This window comes from Faecalispora jeddahensis (assembly GCF_000577335.1).
In the GTDB taxonomy this organism is placed as follows: domain Bacteria; phylum Bacillota; class Clostridia; order Oscillospirales; family Acutalibacteraceae; genus Faecalispora; species Faecalispora jeddahensis.
In genome coordinates, this window is record NZ_CBYL010000028.1 from 31,761 (window position 1) to 49,198 (window position 17,438).

13 protein-coding genes and 1 pseudogene are annotated in these 17,438 nt (G+C 43.3%); all 14 read left to right on the top strand.

What is annotated here, in order from left to right:
• Positions 1-624 precede the first annotated feature (624 nt).
• The 14 genes and pseudogenes from TY09_RS11450 (at position 625) to TY09_RS11510 (ending at position 17,300) form a co-directional block, all read left to right on the top strand.
• Entirely contained in the window at positions 625-6,852 is a 6,228-nt protein-coding gene (locus TY09_RS11450) for a DNRLRE domain-containing protein (protein ID WP_081759658.1), read from the top strand.
• Positions 6,853-6,951: 99 nt separating this feature from the next.
• Entirely contained in the window at positions 6,952-7,206 is a 255-nt protein-coding gene (locus TY09_RS11455; protein WP_042434467.1) for a hypothetical protein, read from the top strand.
• A gap of 153 nt (positions 7,207-7,359) precedes the next feature.
• Positions 7,360-7,695 carry a hypothetical protein gene (locus TY09_RS11460; protein WP_042434470.1) on the top strand — a complete coding sequence of 112 codons (336 nt, stop codon included), beginning with the start codon at positions 7,360-7,362 and terminating at the stop codon, positions 7,693-7,695.
• Between the two features lie 34 nt (positions 7,696-7,729).
• Positions 7,730-9,484 (top strand): RHS repeat-associated core domain-containing protein, encoded by a 1,755-nt coding sequence (locus TY09_RS17645; RefSeq protein WP_147584666.1) that lies wholly within the window; start codon positions 7,730-7,732, stop codon positions 9,482-9,484.
• A gap of 12 nt (positions 9,485-9,496) precedes the next feature.
• Positions 9,497-9,970, top strand: coding sequence for a hypothetical protein (locus tag TY09_RS11470; protein WP_042434473.1), 474 nt, complete (start codon positions 9,497-9,499; stop codon positions 9,968-9,970).
• A 312-nt stretch (positions 9,971-10,282) separates the two neighbouring features.
• Positions 10,283-11,971 (top strand): RHS repeat-associated core domain-containing protein, encoded by a 1,689-nt coding sequence (locus TY09_RS17650; RefSeq protein WP_052335624.1) that lies wholly within the window; start codon positions 10,283-10,285, stop codon positions 11,969-11,971.
• Positions 11,972-11,983: 12 nt separating this feature from the next.
• Positions 11,984-12,919: a cytochrome c-type biogenesis protein gene (locus tag TY09_RS17655; protein ID WP_052335625.1), complete on the top strand. Its 936-nt coding sequence runs from the start codon at positions 11,984-11,986 to the stop codon at positions 12,917-12,919.
• A 209-nt stretch (positions 12,920-13,128) separates the two neighbouring features.
• Positions 13,129-13,314: pseudogene (locus TY09_RS17965) on the top strand (hypothetical protein); the annotation flags it as partial.
• Positions 13,301-13,762 carry a hypothetical protein gene (locus TY09_RS11485; RefSeq protein WP_042434476.1) on the top strand — a complete coding sequence of 154 codons (462 nt, stop codon included), beginning with the start codon at positions 13,301-13,303 and terminating at the stop codon, positions 13,760-13,762. The pseudogene TY09_RS17965 and the gene TY09_RS11485, both read left to right, overlap by 14 nt.
• Before the next feature lie 85 nt (positions 13,763-13,847).
• Complete coding sequence (locus tag TY09_RS11490; RefSeq protein ID WP_042434479.1) at positions 13,848-14,039, top strand: hypothetical protein; 192 nt, start codon at positions 13,848-13,850, stop codon at positions 14,037-14,039.
• Between the two features lie 107 nt (positions 14,040-14,146).
• A complete protein-coding gene (locus tag TY09_RS17660; protein ID WP_052335627.1) occupies positions 14,147-15,244 on the top strand; it encodes an RHS repeat-associated core domain-containing protein in 1,098 nt (365 codons plus the stop codon).
• An 18-nt stretch (positions 15,245-15,262) separates the two neighbouring features.
• Complete coding sequence (locus TY09_RS11500) at positions 15,263-15,700, top strand: hypothetical protein (protein WP_052335629.1); 438 nt, start codon at positions 15,263-15,265, stop codon at positions 15,698-15,700.
• Between the two features lie 296 nt (positions 15,701-15,996).
• Positions 15,997-16,863: an RHS repeat-associated core domain-containing protein gene (locus tag TY09_RS17665; RefSeq protein ID WP_052335631.1), complete on the top strand. Its 867-nt coding sequence runs from the start codon at positions 15,997-15,999 to the stop codon at positions 16,861-16,863.
• On the top strand, positions 16,848-17,300 hold the full coding sequence (locus tag TY09_RS11510) for a hypothetical protein (RefSeq protein ID WP_042434482.1): 453 nt from the start codon (positions 16,848-16,850) through the stop codon (positions 17,298-17,300). Before TY09_RS17665 ends, TY09_RS11510 begins: the two co-directional genes overlap by 16 nt.
• The last annotated feature ends 138 nt before the right edge of the window (positions 17,301-17,438 follow it).

A 17,438-nucleotide genomic window follows, 5' to 3' on the forward strand; every position in this document is an offset into this window, starting at 1 on the left:
TGATGAGGATGCCTGCCACACAAGGCAGCACGATGCTTTTGCGAAAGACCATCAGGCCGAGCATGACAAAGATCAGCGTGATATATAAGATGTGGAGATAGCTTAAAGTTACCAACGGATGGCCCCCTTTTCACAGGTGTTGATATTTGAAATATACTATGTTGGAAAATACAAGCATGTGAAGGGGTCCAACCAAGGGTTGATGGTGCGGTACGTTTTTTTCTCGCCAGCAAAATCGGACCGGGGAGCTATTTTCTACTGGAAAAAGCAAGTGTTCTGATAGCATCTTCCAGATGCTATCAGAACACTTGCTTTGATGCGGGCTATCCTTTCTCAAAACCGATTATCAATTATATGGTAGTCGATATTTAACGTTTTTATTGGATGTTATTGGGTGGATGTAAAGTATATAAAAGTTAAAATATCATCAAATCAAATAAAGATTCTTTCTCGTAAAAGAGTTGAGAATTTTTAAAATAATGGAAGTCATCGCTATTTCATTTTCCGGTTATTTACATGTCATACATTACCATATTTAAAGATAGGTTATTTATATTGACGGCGTTCTATCTTTCCCTTATGCTTTAAACTTGACGGCGCCGAACAAGCATAAGGGAGTAGAACATGAATAGGTTATTAAAGCACACTGCGGCATTTTTATCCGCAGTAATTTTGATGCAATCTTTCACCTCTGTGGCGCTTGCGGCAGAAGCACCTCCGGAGCAGAACGGCGCAATTTCCATCAGTGATCAGGCGCAGGAGGCGGGCATTCCGGAAAATTCGGATACCACCTTTGAAAATGCACAGATCATTACAGAATACCCGAAAAAACGAACAGAAACTTCTAAAACATTTTTCATGAGCGACGGTACCTTTCTAACCGCTTCATATAGAGAACCGATCCATTATCAGGATGCTTCCGGCAGCTGGCAAGACATCGACAACACTTTACAGGTTGTCAATTCCAAGGTTGCGGAAAGTGCACAGCAGCTGGAAACAAAAGCAGGCAGCATGAAGGTCAGCCTATCAAAAATCATGTCTGCGAAAAAAGCGGTGTTTGTAAAAGCTGGGGCCAACACCATCAGCTGGGGACTAGATGGAGCCGCGGCGGCCAAATCAAAGATCGTACCGCAAAAGACGACATTGGCAGCTGAGAGTAAAAATGATCAGTTTCTGACGCTGAAAAAGCTGAATAACGAACTTCTTTATTCAGATGCATACCCGAATGTAGATGTTCAGTATCTGCTCTCTTCTTCCAAGGTCAAGGAAAATATCATCCTGAAATCAAAAGAGGCACAGAAGCAGTTTACCTCTACTTATCAGATCGGTGCACTGGTTCCGAAACAAACGGACAGGCAGACCATCGAGCTGTATGAAAAAGCGGATACCGAACAGAAGAATCCGGTTTTCACGATCAAAGCTCCGGTCATGTCGGATGCTAAGGGCCAGATCAGCGATGCGATCACCTTGGAAATCCTGAAGCAGGAATCGGCCACACTTCAGATCGCAATCCATACCGATGAAACCTGGCTGAATGATGAAGCCAGAGTTTATCCCGTTACGATTGATCCGTACGTCGGAACAGTCAAGGGGAAAACGCGTGATACTTTCATCAGCTCCGGCGCACCAAATAACAATTTTGGCTCTATGGGCAGTGTATATATCGGCAACGAAACATCGACTTATAAAACAAGCCGGGTTCTGGTGGACTTTGACCTGCCGCAGCTTTCCAAGGGCGATATGGTGGTACGCACCGAACTGAACATGGTACAGTTTCCTTCCGGACTGAATCCTTCCACAGGCACCATGCAGATCAACGCGTATGAAATGACTTCCTCCTGGGACGAAAAGGCGGTTACCTGGAACAGCATCAACTCCGCTGTAAACACCTCGAAGAACGGCCCTATTCTTGATTATTTCAATACTTCTCAAAGCATGGGAGGAAATAGCAACACCTGGGACATTACCAAGCTGGCCAAAAGCTGGTATGACGGCACGAAAACCAAATACGGAATCCTCTTGACAGCCAGTGATGAAGCTGCTGTCATCAGGAATCAATACGCTACTTCGGAATATCCGGATGCAGAGGGAGTAAATCCTGAACTGTTCATCCGTTTCGTGAATAACACCGGTCTGGAGGATTACTGGAGCTACCACAGCCAGTCGGCGGGTCGAGCCGGGACAGGTTCCGTCAACGACTATACAGGCAACCTGGTGTTTCAGATTCCCGTTGCGGGAACGACAGGTGAACTGACTCCTTTGGACTTTTCCCTCGTTTACAGTGGTGACCACTCCGGCACACCGTTTAAAGATGGTCAGCGCGGTGGTATCTATGGCTGGGGAATCCAAAGCAGTTTGAGCCAGCGGATTGACGGGATCGTGGAATCCAATGGAACAAATGAGGCGGAGAAGAAAAAATTTGCACAGCTTGCGCTGGCAGGCTACAAATTTCTATATTTGGATGAAGATGGAACCGAGCATTATTTTGTGACTGATCCATCCAATTCGTCCAAGTACAAGGATGAGGACGGATTTGACTTATCCCTGTCTACCAGTGGGCCTACCGATGAGTATTATACCCTCTCTTATCCAGATGGTTCCAAAAAGACTTTCTCACTGTCGGGATACCTGAAAAAGATCTATGACAAAAACGGAAACTTTTTGAATCTGACATATAACGGAGGGAAAATTGCTTCCATTACCGACGGTGCGGGCCGGGTTACTACACTGGACTATACCCGCTTTGCAAACCTTAATTCCATCACCACACCAGACGGCAAGCAGACAAAGTTCTATTATAAAACTACCGAAACCTCAGAGACTCTTTTGACATCCATCACCCACTACGATGGCAAAATTACGCGGTACACTTACGATTCGGACAACCGCCTGCAGGAAGCCATCGATCTGGATGGAAGTAAAATCCTGTATAGCTACCAGAGTACAGGCAGCAGCCCAATGGTAAAGAATCGTGTCACACTGGTGCAGGAAAAATCCTCTGACGGGGCTGCCGGAAATTCTATCGGTATCTCATATAATCCCGACAATACCAGCACCTTTACCTATACCAAGCAGTCCGGTTCTTCTGCAGCGGAAACCTACAGCTTTGACAGCTATGGCAGAACCTTCAGCATTCTGAATTCCGACAAATCCGCGGCCGCTTATACGATTACAAGCAAGGACGCAAAAGACGGCACCGCAAATAAAATCACGCAACAGGCCATGACCAGCGCTCCGGTTACAAACCTGCTGCGCGACCACAGCGCGGAGCTGAAAAACGGGACATGGGCCCAATCTAACTGGTCTTCTCCCGGTGGGCAGCTGACCGTGGACAGCACTACAGCCTATCTTGGAACAAATTCTCTCAAAGTCACGCAGAATCAGGCAAGCCCCACCCGTGCCGGTGCCATGCAGACCCTGACGAGCGTTTCCTCCGGTACTTATACCCTTTCCGCTTACGCGAAAACGAATCAGGCCACCGGCGGCAGAGGTGCGGCCGTTTACGCAGTCGCTTACAACGGCGGCACAGAGCTGGGTACTTTCACCGGAAAAGGAATCAGCGGAACCAACGACTGGCAGAGAATTTCCTGCACCTTTACCCTTCCACAAGGTACAAATAAGCTGGTCGTTTATGCGGGTCTTTGTTATTCCAATGGCACCGCGTGGTTTGACGGCCTCCAGCTGGAACGCGGAAATGTGGTAAATTCCTATAACCTGCTGGAAAACCCCGATTTCTCTTATGCAACAAATTCTCAGCCGGATGCATGGACTTCTGTAAATTTTGAGCCGAATGATGGAATGTCTGCCACCTGGCTGAAAATGAAGGGAAATCCGTCCAAAAACAAAAGTCTTTATCAGAATGTCCCAATTAACAAATCCGCCGGCAGTATCGCATTTATACTGTCCGGAAAAGCAAAGGGAAATTCGATACCGCTGAATGCCGCTTTGGACCGGCACTTCGCGCTTGACCTTGGCCTATATTTCACCGATGGAACGACACAGTGGAATATCGTTTCTTTTAACCCTGATTCCACCGGGGAGCAATACACCAGCAACGCGGTTGCAGCTTCCGAAGGCAATCAGGGCAAGACGATTGCTCGCGTTGCATTCCATATTATCTATTATAAAAATGCGAACGACGTGTCTTTTAAAGATATTCAGCTCAATATGGATGAAACCGGGTCTGCCTATACCTACAATTCCTCTGGTAAACTGATTACCTCGAAACAGAACGCTCAAAACAACGAAACGTATAACTACAACAGCAGCTCTAAGGAGCTGGAAAGCGCGAAAAGTCGCAATAACGAAGCATATGAATATTACTATGTGGGTACCTCTGGAATCGCCGCGCATCAGTTAAAGTCCGCGCGTTCTGCCCAGACAAAAATCGGGATGTATTATACCTACGACGGCAAGGGCAATGTAGTTGATTCCAAAATGGGAACCATTAGTGGATCTGGAGCAATTGATACCACTGTTCCAGAAAACCCCTACCTGCAAACCACTCAGGGTTACAGTGCGAACGGGAACTATGTGACCTCCACCTCCGACCAGCGCGGTAAAACCACCACCTATGACATTGATGGAACAACCGGCCTGACCAATTCCGTCACCGATCCGAAAGGGAATGCAACCAACTATACCTATGATGCAGGTAACTATTCTCTGACGGGCGTCAGCGCGCAAATCAGCGCCGGAACGGTGCAGAATACTTATGGGTATGATTCTTCTGACCGCCTGAACCGCATCACCCACAATGGTTTCGACTATGGGTTTTCTTATGACGGCTTTGGAAACACAACGAATATCAAAGTTGGTTCGCAGAGCCTGATTACTAACACCTACGCGGGGAATAACGGGAACCTGTCGAATTCCACTTACGGCAACGGCTTCCAGCTTGGCTATGGATACGATAGCTATGACCGCGTTACCTCCGTACAGAAAAACGGCACGGCCGCCTATCAGTACGATTACGACGCGCGTGGAAATTTGGCCAGAATCACCGACGTTACCGGTGGAGCCGCCAGTATTACCGAGCTGTTCTACGACATCGGTGACCGGTTGACGAGAAAAACCTTCGGAAACGATGCTGAAATCAAATATAGCTACGACAATATGGATCGCTCCAAAGGAATCGACTATGTATTTGGCGGGCAAAGTAAAACCACTTCATTTTCCTATGGCGCAGACAGCCGAAAAAGCCTGACTACCTTGCTTACCGGTGGAAAGATGACCTTCAGCTATGATACGCTTAACCGTAACACGGTAACCGATCTTAATCCAAATCCCGGTGATCCCACGTTGCGGACAAAGGCAGAATTCCTGAATGTATCTGGCAACCGCACCACAACCTTAACCGGTACTTACAGTAACTTCCGCAGAGTGGGAAGCACAAATACCGTTTTATCTCAATATCAGTACACCTATGACGATAATGGGAATATCAGCACGGTTGCGGATGCTCAAAACAATGTCACTACCTACGCCTACGATGGGCTGAATCAGCTTGTCCGAGCGGATGACCAGAAGGCAGGGACAAGCACTACCTACTCTTACGATGCGGGCGGCAATATTACAACTGTTAGCACCTATACCTACACCACTGGCGAGCTGGGCAGCCCTACAAACACCATTTCTTATGCCTACGACAATGCCAATTGGAAGGATCTGCTGACCAGCTACAACGGCCAGAGCATTACGTATGACCAGATTGGCAATCCTCTCACCTACCGCGACGGCATGAGCTTTACCTGGGAAGGCCGCCAGCTGAGAACCGCCGCTATCAATGGTAAGGGGGTCAGCTACACCTACAACAACGACGGCATTCGTACCGGCAAAACGGTAGATGGGGTCACGACGGAATATTTTGTGGACGGCAGCAGTGTTCTGGCACAGAAAACCGGAAATGATATTCTATGGTTCCTCTACGACAGCGACGGAACAAGAGTGGGCCTTACCTACAACGATACCGCCTATTATTACACCAAAAACGCCCAAGGCGATGTGACTGGTATCGTTGACAGCAGTGCCAACACCGTTGTAGAATACAGCTATGACGCTTGGGGCAAGCTGCTTAGTACAACCGGCAGCAAAGCGGATACCATCGGCAAGCTGAATCCTTTCCTGTATCGTGGGTATTACTTCGATGCGGAGACAGAATTATTCTATTTAAATAATCGATATTATGATTCTAGCACAAGTAGATTCTTAAATGCTGATGGTGTAGCGGGTGCAGATCAAGACTTACTGTCATATAATCTATTTGCTTACTGTGGAAATGACCCCATTAATAGATGTGACCCTCTCGGAACAACATGGATATATAACGGTGTGGCATATAATTACAGTGGAACAGTAGCAGATTTTCACCGTTTAGAACAAGGGCTTTCTCCCCTCGCATATGAAGCTGCAGTAAGAGCAGGAGCAAAAGGGAAATCGCTTTCTGGAAGTATTGACACTAAATCACCACCTCCACCAAATACAGGATATAAACCGCCTAAAAATCCTGATAAAGGTAAAAAAAGAGTACCTGCTCCCGGTGGAAGAGGAGAAACAGGATGGCTTGATAAATCGGGAAATGTTTGGGTCCCTGATGTTGACATGGATGGCGGCGAAGGTTGGAGAAGGCATTATCGAGATGGCAGTCATGATCATGTATATCCAGGGGGTAAAGTTAGAACACACACGTTCACATGGGATCCAACTTTATCAGAGCCAGTTATACAAGAACCATCTTTTACAGAACAAATAGCTGCAGCAACAGGGCTTACAGGAACTGCGTTAATAATTTATATTGTCATTTCTGAAGGCTCACGGGTAATCCCTGCAAGAAATTTGATACCTGTGCCATAATTTATATGAAGTGGAGGATAAGCAATGAACTAAATTTATGGAGTTATATAATATACGGGTTTATTTGTATCAACTAATTTAATTACAGGAGACGATATTATGTCTACAAGAGAGCACCTAGTGATTATGATAGATAGGCTTGAGTACTATTTAACCAAAGAGATTGAAAAAAACATTTATGGTAGTGGGAGTAAATGTTATATAGCTTTAAATGATAGACTAAATGAATGTATTAGTGCAAGAAAAGAAATCGACTATAAACCTTATTCTAGTGTAAAAGATCTCTTATCCGATCACGGTTACGATGATGATTTTATAAATAAGTTCCTGTCCAGAGTAGATTGCCACAAATAGTCGATAGTACTTGAATATTAAATACAAATCCGGGGTGTGTAGATACCCCGGATTTGTATTTTATAAATAATTATAAAATCGATATTCAATAAAATCACAATAAAAAGCTGATGTTTTATTTGAAATCAAAAATAATTATAGGAGGTATCCCCAATGCCTGGAGCAAGGCTCATTTTAAACTCACGCTATTTTCACATAGCCCACGCAGGTGAGCAGGCCGACGGAAAACATGTTATGACAAAAGATGCGGCAATGGGTCTAGTGAATTATGTTGGCACCCGGGAAAGTGTTCAGTTAAATATACCGAATCAACTTGCCTTACCCGGAGCAGATCCACCACCACTGAATCTTGATCCGCTTCATTTAAAGCCAGGAGTTGCAGAAAAACCAGCCACGAAAAAACAGATAGACACCATTACCGATCTACTTTGCGAGATACCGGAAGCCAAAAACACGCTGGAGTACCAAGGCTATCGGCGGAGCCACTAATACTACCGAATTGTTCTACGACATCGGTGACCGGTTGACGAGAAAAGCCTTCGGAAACGATGCTGAAATCAAATATAGCTACGACAATATGGATCGCTCCAAAGGAATCAACTATGTATTTGGCGGGCAAAGTAAGACCACTGCCTTTTCCTATGGCGCAGACAGCCGAAAAAGCCTGACCACCTTGCTTTCCGGTGGAAAGATGACCTTCAGCTATGATACGCTTAACCGTAACACGGTAACCGATCTGAATCCAAATCCCGGTGATCCCACGTTGCGGACAAAGGCAGAATTCCTGAATGTATCTGGCAACCGCACGACAACCTTAACCGGTACTTACAGTAACTTCCGCCGGGTGGGAAGCACAAATACCGTTTTATCTCAATATCAGTACACCTATGACGATAATGGGAATATCAGCACGGTTGCGGATGCTCAAAACAATGTCACTACCTACGCCTACGATGGGCTGAATCAGCTTGTCCGAGCGGATGACCAGAAGGCAGGGACAAGCACTACCTACTCTTACGATGCGGGCGGCAATATTACAACTGTTAGCACCTATGCCTACACCACTGGCGAGCTGGGCAGTCCTACAAACACCATTTCTTATGCCTACGACAATGCCAATTGGAAGGATCTGCTGACCAGCTACAACGGCCAGAGCATCACCTATGACCAGATCGGCAATCCCCTCGCCTACCGCGACGGCATGAGCTTTACCTGGGAAGGCCGCCAGCTGAGAACCGCCGCTGTCAATGGTAAGGGGATCAGCTACACCTACAACAACGACGGCATTCGTACCGGCAAAACGGTAGATGGGGTCACGACGGAATATCTTGTGGACGGCAGCAATGTTCTGGCACAGAAAACCAGGAATGATGTTCTGTGGTTCCTCTACGACAGCGACGGAACCAGAGTGGGCTTTACCTACAACGACACCGCTTATTATTATACAAAGAACGCCCAGGGCGATGTGACTGGTATCGTTGACACCAGCGCCAACACCGTTGTAGAATACAGCTATGACGCTTGGGGCAAGCTGCTGACTACAACAGGCAATATGGCTGATACCATCGGCAAGCTTAATCCTTTCCTGTACCGTGGGTATTACTATGATGCCGAGACGGGGCTATACCACCTGAACAGCAGATACTATGATACCCAAACAGGTAGATTTATCAATGCGGATGGTTTTATTAGTACAGGTCAGGGAATATTAGGAAACAATATGTTTGCATATTGTGGCAATAATCCTGTTATTAGGGTTGATACTTCAGGTTATGGATGGTTTGATACTATAAAAAAATGGATTAAGGGTATATTTACTAATTATAATGATGACAAAAGCCTGTCATATGGAGCAACCGCTGGTGCTGCAGCAGGTATAAAAATCGAGCTATCCCAAGGATGGACGGCCCGTATTGATCCAGAGAATGCTCAGTCAGGTACAAAAAGACACATACATGTTGAAAGAAGAAAGGAGAAATTTGCTCAAAATAAAGATGGATCTCCACATGATGGCAGTTCCGGAAGTCCTCCTAAATCAGTGAGAAAAGAACTAAAGGAGAAAGCAAACTGGGATTGGGATAAAAAAGCTAAAAGTTGGGATAATCAGCAACAAGCATCCTTATTACATGTTTATCCATGTGGAGCTGATGAAGGTGAATGTGTCTGCCATCTATATAATAGTGGATCGTATTTTAATTATTTTGGTTTTTCACCTTATGCACCAAATATTCCTGCACCTGTACCATCTCCTTATATGCCATTTGCCCCCGCTTGGTAGGAAGGATATTGTATGAAATTTTTGAACCGAAATCTATATGGCAAAGTATGTTCACTTGATGGAGAAGCTTACGAAGCCGAATGGAACGAACAATACCAGAAATATTTTTATGAGCTGGAAAAAATTTCTGGTCGATTGCCTAAGTCTTTTTGGAAAGAGTTTGTAATGCATCATATGCACGACTCGATTTTAAAGAGCATTAATATTAGTAAGGAGAGTTTAAAATCACGATGTCAGTATAAATTAACTTTATGTTTAATAGATTATCAAAATAATAATATTGAACATATATTGGTTTTTACTGATATAAAAAACTTGAGATCAGATTTATCATTCGGTGAATTTTCAGGCAATTGCGATTGGCTCTACAGTGAAATCCTCCCTATTGATTCAAAACGATTATCATTTGAAGTAATGTTATTTAGTGAAAGTGATCTTTATTTTGAATTTTCAAAATTGCACTATAAAAAGGTTAGATTACCTTGAATGTAAAAATCGTTTAGGCAACTAATGTTAATCTCAGTATCATCCGCCATACTACTTTGAATAAATTTTGTAAAAACGGACAGTGACAAATCCCCCCTCATGTAACCAATCAACATTAGGGGGGCATATGGATAGGAAAGATCCGTACGGCAGCGTTTGCTAGAAAAAATCAAAGAAATGCTGAGAAGAGATCATAACATGGATCGCTCCAAAGGAATCAACTATGTGTTTGGCGGGTAAAGCAAAACCGCTTCCTTTACTTACAGTGTAGACAGTCGGAACAACACGACGACCTTGCTCTCCGGCGGAAAAATGGACTTTGTTTATGACACCCTGAACCGGATTAGCATGACAAAGCTAGTCCACAGCCAAGGAAATCCTGCTCTTCGCACACAAACAGAATTTGTGCCTGTGTCCGACTACCGAACGACCACTCTTACCAAAAAGTTCATCAACAACCGCTGGGTAAGCGATACAGACAGCAGCGTACTTTCCCAGTTTCAGTACACCTATGACGATAACGGAAACATCAGCACGGTTACGGATGCGCAGAACAATGTCACAACCTATACCTACGATCAGCTGAACCAGCTTGTCCGCACGGATGACCAGAAAGCGGGTACGAGCATCGCCTACTCGTATGACGTGGGCGGAAATATTACCGCTGTTAGCACCTATGCCTACACCACCGGTGAGCTGGGCAGCCCTACAAACACCATTTCTTATGCCTACGACAATGCCAATTGGAAGGATCTGCTGACCAGCTACAACGGCCAGAGCATTACGTATGACCAGATTGGCAATCCTCTCATCTACCGCGACGGCATGAGCTTTACCTGGGAAGGCCGCCAGCTGAGAACCGCCGCTGTCAATGGTAAGGGGATCAGCTACACCTACAACAACGACGGCATTCGTACCGGCAAAACGGTAGATGGGGTCACGACGGAATATCTTGTGGACGGCAGCAATGTTCTGGCACAGAAAACCGGGAATGATGTTCTGTGGTTCCTCTACGACAGCGACGGAACCAGAGTGGGCTTTACCTATAACGACACCGCTTATTATTATACAAAGAACGCCCAGGGCGATGTGACTGGTATCGTTGACAGCAGCGCCAACACCGTTGTAGAATACAGCTATGATGCTTGGGGTAAACTGCTTACTACCACCGGCAGCAAAGCAGATACTATCGGTAAGCTGAATCCCTTTCTGTACCGAGGATATTATTATGATGCGGAAACTGAGCTGTACTACCTGAATAGCAGATATTATGATGCGCAGACTGGCAGATTTTTGAATGCGGATGCAGCCATTGGCCAAACCGGGAATGTACAAGGACATAACATGTTCGCCTATGCATTCAACAATCCAGTTATGTATGACGATCCCAGCGGTAATTGGCCTAAGCTCAGCACGATATTTACTGTGGTAGCGGTAGCTGCGGCAGTGGTAGCAGTGGTTGCAGTTTGTGTAGCAACAGCCGGACTTGCCTCCGTTGCAGTAGCAGGTGGAGGAACAATGCTAGTGGCTACTGCAACTACAACAGCAGCTTTAGGGGTTGCTGCTTCGGCGGGAAAGGTAGCTCTGGCCGCTACAGGGGCTGCGGCGGTCTCAAAGGCCGCTGAAAAAACGTATAAAAATTTGTCTAAAAATCATACAGTTTATGGGCTTCAAAACACAAACACTGGGCGAATAGAATATGTTGGACGAACAACAAACCCTGCGAAACGTGCAAAAGCACATGAAATGAATCCAGCAAGAGCTAATTTGGAAATGGTTACTTTAGCTACAGGACTTAATGCAGTTGAAGCTCGTGGAGTTGAACAAATCCTAATGTTGGCACACCATACCATTAATACGCGTAATAGTATGAATAACCAAATAAATGGGATAAGTCCTTTTAATCCTAAGCTGGGAATGTATATGGAAGCCGGAAGAGGAGCTTTAGCCTACTTAGATAATCAAATATCAAATGAAGTTCTCTACTGGACAGGAAATTAAGGAGGTATAGTTATGGGTGCATGGGGAGCAAAATTATATCAAGATGATGTTGCACAAGATGTTCGTGATCAATTTAAGGACTTACTTCACAGAGGGAAGAGCGCTGAAGAAATCACCAGACAGTTGATTGACGAGTATACTGATGCAATCGATGACCCGGATGACAGCCCTATTTTTTGGCTTGCCCTGGCGGACACTCAATGGAATGTGGGAAGACTATTGCCGGAGGTGAAAAAACAAGCTATCACGTGGCTCGACAAAGGCAGCGATTTGAAAAGATGGGAAACGGAAAATCCAGAACAAGCTCCTATCAGGAAAAAAGAGTTAGAAGAATTGCGGCAAAAGCTAAATTCCCAACAACCACCGGAAAAGAAGATTTCGCAATACCGTCTTTACAAGTGTGAGTGGAAAATCGGTGATGTATTTGCATATAAGCTTGAAAGTGATTTAGCAAAAGAAAGAGGGCTTTTAGGTTGCCACTTACTAGTTCAAAAAGTGGATGAAAACACATGGCATCCAGGGCATATTATTCCGATTGTGTATGTGAAAATCACAAAAGATGATCAACTTCCCACTTGTGCAGAAGATTTTGAAAATTTGGAATATGTGCAAATATTTTTTACCAAGTATGAGGATCGCTTTTTGCCTATTGACGGAAAGCAACCTGATGAGGACATTGCTGAGAAGTCCAAGATGAAATATAAAGTTGATGATTTTGGTTTCTTGCCCCAATTCAGAATTGGATTATTGAATACAGCAAAAAAAGTTATTCCTTCAAAACTTATCTTTATTAAAAACTTTCCTATTTTACCGCCCACAAATGAATTTATCACACATAGTAAATTTAGTATTCCTTCAGTCTCTTGGAAGAATTTTGAAGAAAAACTAATTGATCGATATTGTGGTTACAATTTAAGACAATATTCTATCTATTCATCAAAAAAATAATCAGTACAAAGAATTGTGCTAATTGTAACTTGGCTTTATTTTTTAAAAGTTTGGATAATAACAGACAGTGTCTTTCCAAACTTGAAACTTTCAATAGACAAGCCTTCCGCGTCAAAATGAATAGCGGGAGGCTTGTCTATTACAAAATCAAATATAAAAAAGTTGATCGCACATGCTTGAAACAGGGCTCATTTTAATACCCTGCAGATGGCGAAATGAAAAAGCAAGTAAGATTAAAAGGAAAACCTCATGGCGATATACCGAGGCCCAATGTCAAAGAACCGAATATTAACACCAATCCCGTTACAGGTGAAAAATTCAAAAATGGTTATAACGTAAGAAGACCTGAACAATGGGAGCTGCCGAAAGGATTTAGATGGGATGAATTTAGTTGATCCAAATATTGTTTCAAATTTTGTGGAGTGGAAGGATGCAAATAAAGATAATTTTACATGGTGGAGTTATGTGAATATCAAATCGGATATCCAAGGGGCATTAGCTTTCGCCAATTTCTTCTGCCCAGAAATTATAACAAAGGATAATTGCATTCTATTGAAAGATCACTTTGATCAAAAGAATTATGATGATTGGAAAGAAAGGCTAAATGGAGATAAGACTCAAATTGAAAAAATCATGAATCTTTACGAAATACAAGATTTTTTTCATATAAATTCTGATACGAATGATCCATTTTATAATGAACAAATTAAAGCCCTTGCAAAATCAATTCAGTTTTATTGGTCATTAACCTTACAGCATAATCATCCAGATAAAAACATTATTGTAAGTGTATTTGAAGAATATGATACCCTGTGTATAACCGTTTATGAGGGACTTGAGTAAAGTCTTCTTTCTGTGGAAAACAGCGCTGTCTTTGATAGCGCTGTTTTTTTGTAACTATTAAGAATAATTATAGGAGATGATGCCAATGGCAGGAGCAAGGCTTATTTTAAATACCCGATACTTTCATATCGCCCGCGCTGGTGAGCAGGCCGATGGAAAGCACGTTATGACAAAAGACGCCGCAATGGGGTTGGTAAATTATGTTGGTACCCGGGAAAATGTTCGATTGAATACGCCGGATCAACTTGCATTGCAGGGAGCAAAATCATTGACATAGTCTCCTATTCCTACGGCAGCGCCAACTGGAAGGATCTGCTGACCAGCTACAACGGCCAGAGCATCACCTATGACCAGATAGGCAATCCCCTGACTTACCGCGACGGCATGAGCTTTACCTGGGAAGGCCGCCAGCTGAGAACCGCCGCTGTCAATGGTAAGGGGATCAGCTACACCTACAACAGCGACGGCATTCGTACCGGCAAAACGGTAGATGGGGTCACGACGGAATATCTTGTGGACGGCAGCAGTGTTCTGGCACAGAAAACCGGAAATGATATTCTGTGGTTCCTCTACGACAGCGACGGAACAAGAGTGGGCTTTACCTACAACGATACCGCCTATTATTACACCAAAAACGCCCAGGGCGATGTGACTGGTATCGTTGACAGCAGCGCCAACACCGTTGTAGAATACAGCTATGATGCTTGGGGCAAGCTGCTTAGTACAACCGGCGGCATGGCAGATACCATCGGCAAACTGAATCCATTCCTGTATCGTGGGTATTATTTCGATGCAGAGACGGGGTTGTACTACCTGAACAGCAGGTGCTATGATCCAGTGATAGGTAGGTGGATCAATGCTGATAGTTTTATTGCTAGTGTTGGTGGTGACATTCACGGTTATAACCTGTACTCTTATTGCATGAACGATCCCGTCAACATGAGCGACCCATCTGGACATTGGCCTAAATGGATTAACAGTGCTACAAGTGTGATTGTAAGTACCGTAAAAAAAGTTATCACTGTTGTTGCGAATGCTGCTAAATCTGTTGTATCATCAATTACGAATGCGACTTCAAAAGTAGTAAAGATAAATTCAAACTCAAATAGTTTACCAAAGAAAGGAAGTCCTGATTCAAGTAAAACCTTACCTAATCCTGATGGAACACCAAAACAAAAACGTTGGTATGGTCCGGATGGTAACGCTGTGAGGGATAGGGACTATAATCATTCTGGCGATATGCCCTTTCCACATGATCATGTATGGAAGGATGGTGTGCGGCAACCAGGACATCTTCCACCAGACCCGTTTTATGATTTTAGTTGGGAGCCTGTGCTGGGAGTAGGGCTAGTTGTAGTTTGCGCTGTAAGTATAGCATTTGTAGCCGCTGACGATGCAACAGGAATAGGCGTTGCAGATGACTTTCTTTTTGAACCGCTTGGCGCTGGTGTCGGGAAGGGACTCATCATGATTTTTGGATGATAAAGGGGGAAAGTAGAAATGTGGAACGAAATTAATAATGACGAAGATTTAAACCATTTTATGGAAATGCAGTATGCTTTTCATGATAGTTGTATCAAAGAATTAAAATATATTAGCGGTGCATATGTACATGAAAATTTATCGATGCATCCTATAAATGATCAGCGGGTTTTGAAAATTATAATCCAAAGACAATTTAAGAATCCGTCGGCAATTGAACTCGAATTTGTAGGTTTAAAATATTTAAAAATGTCGCCTAATGACGAAAATTATACCTGTGAAATTATTGACGCAACTATGATTTTGAAAGAAGATTGCATTTATTGGTGTGATTGCGGCGGTTTATCAGAAGCCGATATGGAAAGTTATACAGGGACTACGATATGTGCGTCAAAATTTCGGTGGAGAGCAGCGGAAGAATATATCGGTTCAAAAGAGGTCTACGTATCAATTTGAATTTCTATGTTCGGTACAACCAATATATTCTCCCGCGAATCACCTGACGATACGGACTTCCTGCTGGTTTTGTTCGTTGATTATTTATGCTTACCCAATCCCAATTCGCTCTATTGATAGAGCATAACAATTATACCTAATACGTAATAAGCCTGAGGTATCTATCTAGATTCCTCAGGCTTATCTAAAAGATTGAATACCAGATAGTAACTCTCAAAATCCGGAGTAAGGCTCATTCGAAATTTCCGTATTTTCATATAGTCCTCACCGGTGAACGGGTTGCCGGCAAACACGTTATGATAAAAGTGAGGGGGACCTATAACGATATCGTCCATTATCGCATAAAGAACGCTCAGGATGACGTGACCGGAATCGTTGACAGCAGCGCCAACACCGTTGTAGAATACAGCTATGACGCATGGGGCAAGCTTCTTACTACGACTGGCAGCATGGCAGATACTATCGGCAAGCTGAATCCCTTCCTGTATCGCGGGTATTACTTTGATGCGGAGACGGAACTTTACCACCTGAACAGCAGGTACTATGATGCGCAGACCGGCAGGTTTTTGAATGCGGATGATACGGATATTCTTCTGGAAGATCAGGAAAACCTGACGGAGCATAATCTTTTTGCCTACTGCCTGAATAATCCGGCCAATATGGCAGATGACGACGGTCATATTGCTGCAAATATCATTGGAGGTATTGTTGGGGGAGTTGCAGGCGCAACTTTAGGCTATTTTCTTGCAAAACAATTTGGCTTAACTGGCTGGAAAAAATGGGCGTTAATTTCAGCGGCTACCGTTGGTGGCGCTGCGTTAGGAGCGATCTTAGGGCCATATGTTGCGAAGCTTGGAGGCCAAATAAGTGCAAAGTTAGGAATACAATCGGCAAAAGTAGCATTTAAATCCATAGGTAAGATAACTACTCAAAAAATGTCGCATATAAATGTTTCAAAGCACCTATGGGGGCAAGTATTAAAAAAAGTGACAACAAAGGGTATTGAAAATCTAATACAACAGGCAATAAGAAAAGGCTCATGGGAAACATTAACAGGGGGAGTTCAACAAATCACATATAAATACGCAGGAGAAACAATTATTGTCAGAGGTATGATAGTTGATGGTATTTTTAAGATTGGAGATGCATGGGTGAAAAAATGAAAAATATAATTAAACTTTTGGATAATCATTCGTACAAAAATGTTTATGATGTTTTAGCAAGTGAAAATTATGTATATTCATCTGAAGCACTTGTAAAAGATTTTTCTGAGACAGATGATATGAATTTATATTGCTATTTGCTGTATATGATATCCAGGCAAGAAACATGTAAAAATCATCTCTTAATATGCAATTTTTTAATGTTTCAGGGAACCTTCTTTTATGATATATATCCAGTAATTCGTTGGCATTTAGATCTCGGATTAAAATTAGATTCTATGAATTATAATATTTTAACATGGATAATTAATATCTTTTATGAGCATCCTGATTCCCCATTTCTGGAAGATGAATTAATTGAATTTGCTAAAAGGATCATTTGCCTAGAACCGGATAATAAAAGGGCAAAAGAAATTCTGGGCAAAAGAAGCATCTAAAAACTTAAAGTTAACTGTTAGATCAAGAATATCAGTAAAGAAACAGCATCGCTCATATGGGTGGTGCTGTTTCTTTATGATACTATTTTACTAATTATTTTTTCTTTATATAATTCAAGAGCTACCAGCAATGGCAAA

Coding starts and splice junctions, on each gene's coding strand:
- TY09_RS11470 (WP_042434473.1), top strand. CDS start 9,497: ATGAAATTTTTGAACCGAAATCTATATGGCAAAGTATGTTCACTTGAT.
- TY09_RS17665 (WP_052335631.1), top strand. CDS start 15,997: ATGATAAAAGTGAGGGGGACCTATAACGATATCGTCCATTATCGCATA.
- TY09_RS11450 (WP_081759658.1), top strand. CDS start 625: ATGAATAGGTTATTAAAGCACACTGCGGCATTTTTATCCGCAGTAATT.
- TY09_RS11500 (WP_052335629.1), top strand. CDS start 15,263: ATGTGGAACGAAATTAATAATGACGAAGATTTAAACCATTTTATGGAA.
- TY09_RS17655 (WP_052335625.1), top strand. CDS start 11,984: ATGGGTGCATGGGGAGCAAAATTATATCAAGATGATGTTGCACAAGAT.
- TY09_RS11510 (WP_042434482.1), top strand. CDS start 16,848: ATGGGTGAAAAAATGAAAAATATAATTAAACTTTTGGATAATCATTCG.
- TY09_RS11485 (WP_042434476.1), top strand. CDS start 13,301: ATGAATTTAGTTGATCCAAATATTGTTTCAAATTTTGTGGAGTGGAAG.
- TY09_RS11460 (WP_042434470.1), top strand. CDS start 7,360: ATGCCTGGAGCAAGGCTCATTTTAAACTCACGCTATTTTCACATAGCC.
- TY09_RS11490 (WP_042434479.1), top strand. CDS start 13,848: ATGGCAGGAGCAAGGCTTATTTTAAATACCCGATACTTTCATATCGCC.
- TY09_RS17660 (WP_052335627.1), top strand. CDS start 14,147: ATGAGCTTTACCTGGGAAGGCCGCCAGCTGAGAACCGCCGCTGTCAAT.
- TY09_RS17650 (WP_052335624.1), top strand. CDS start 10,283: ATGGACTTTGTTTATGACACCCTGAACCGGATTAGCATGACAAAGCTA.
- TY09_RS11455 (WP_042434467.1), top strand. CDS start 6,952: ATGTCTACAAGAGAGCACCTAGTGATTATGATAGATAGGCTTGAGTAC.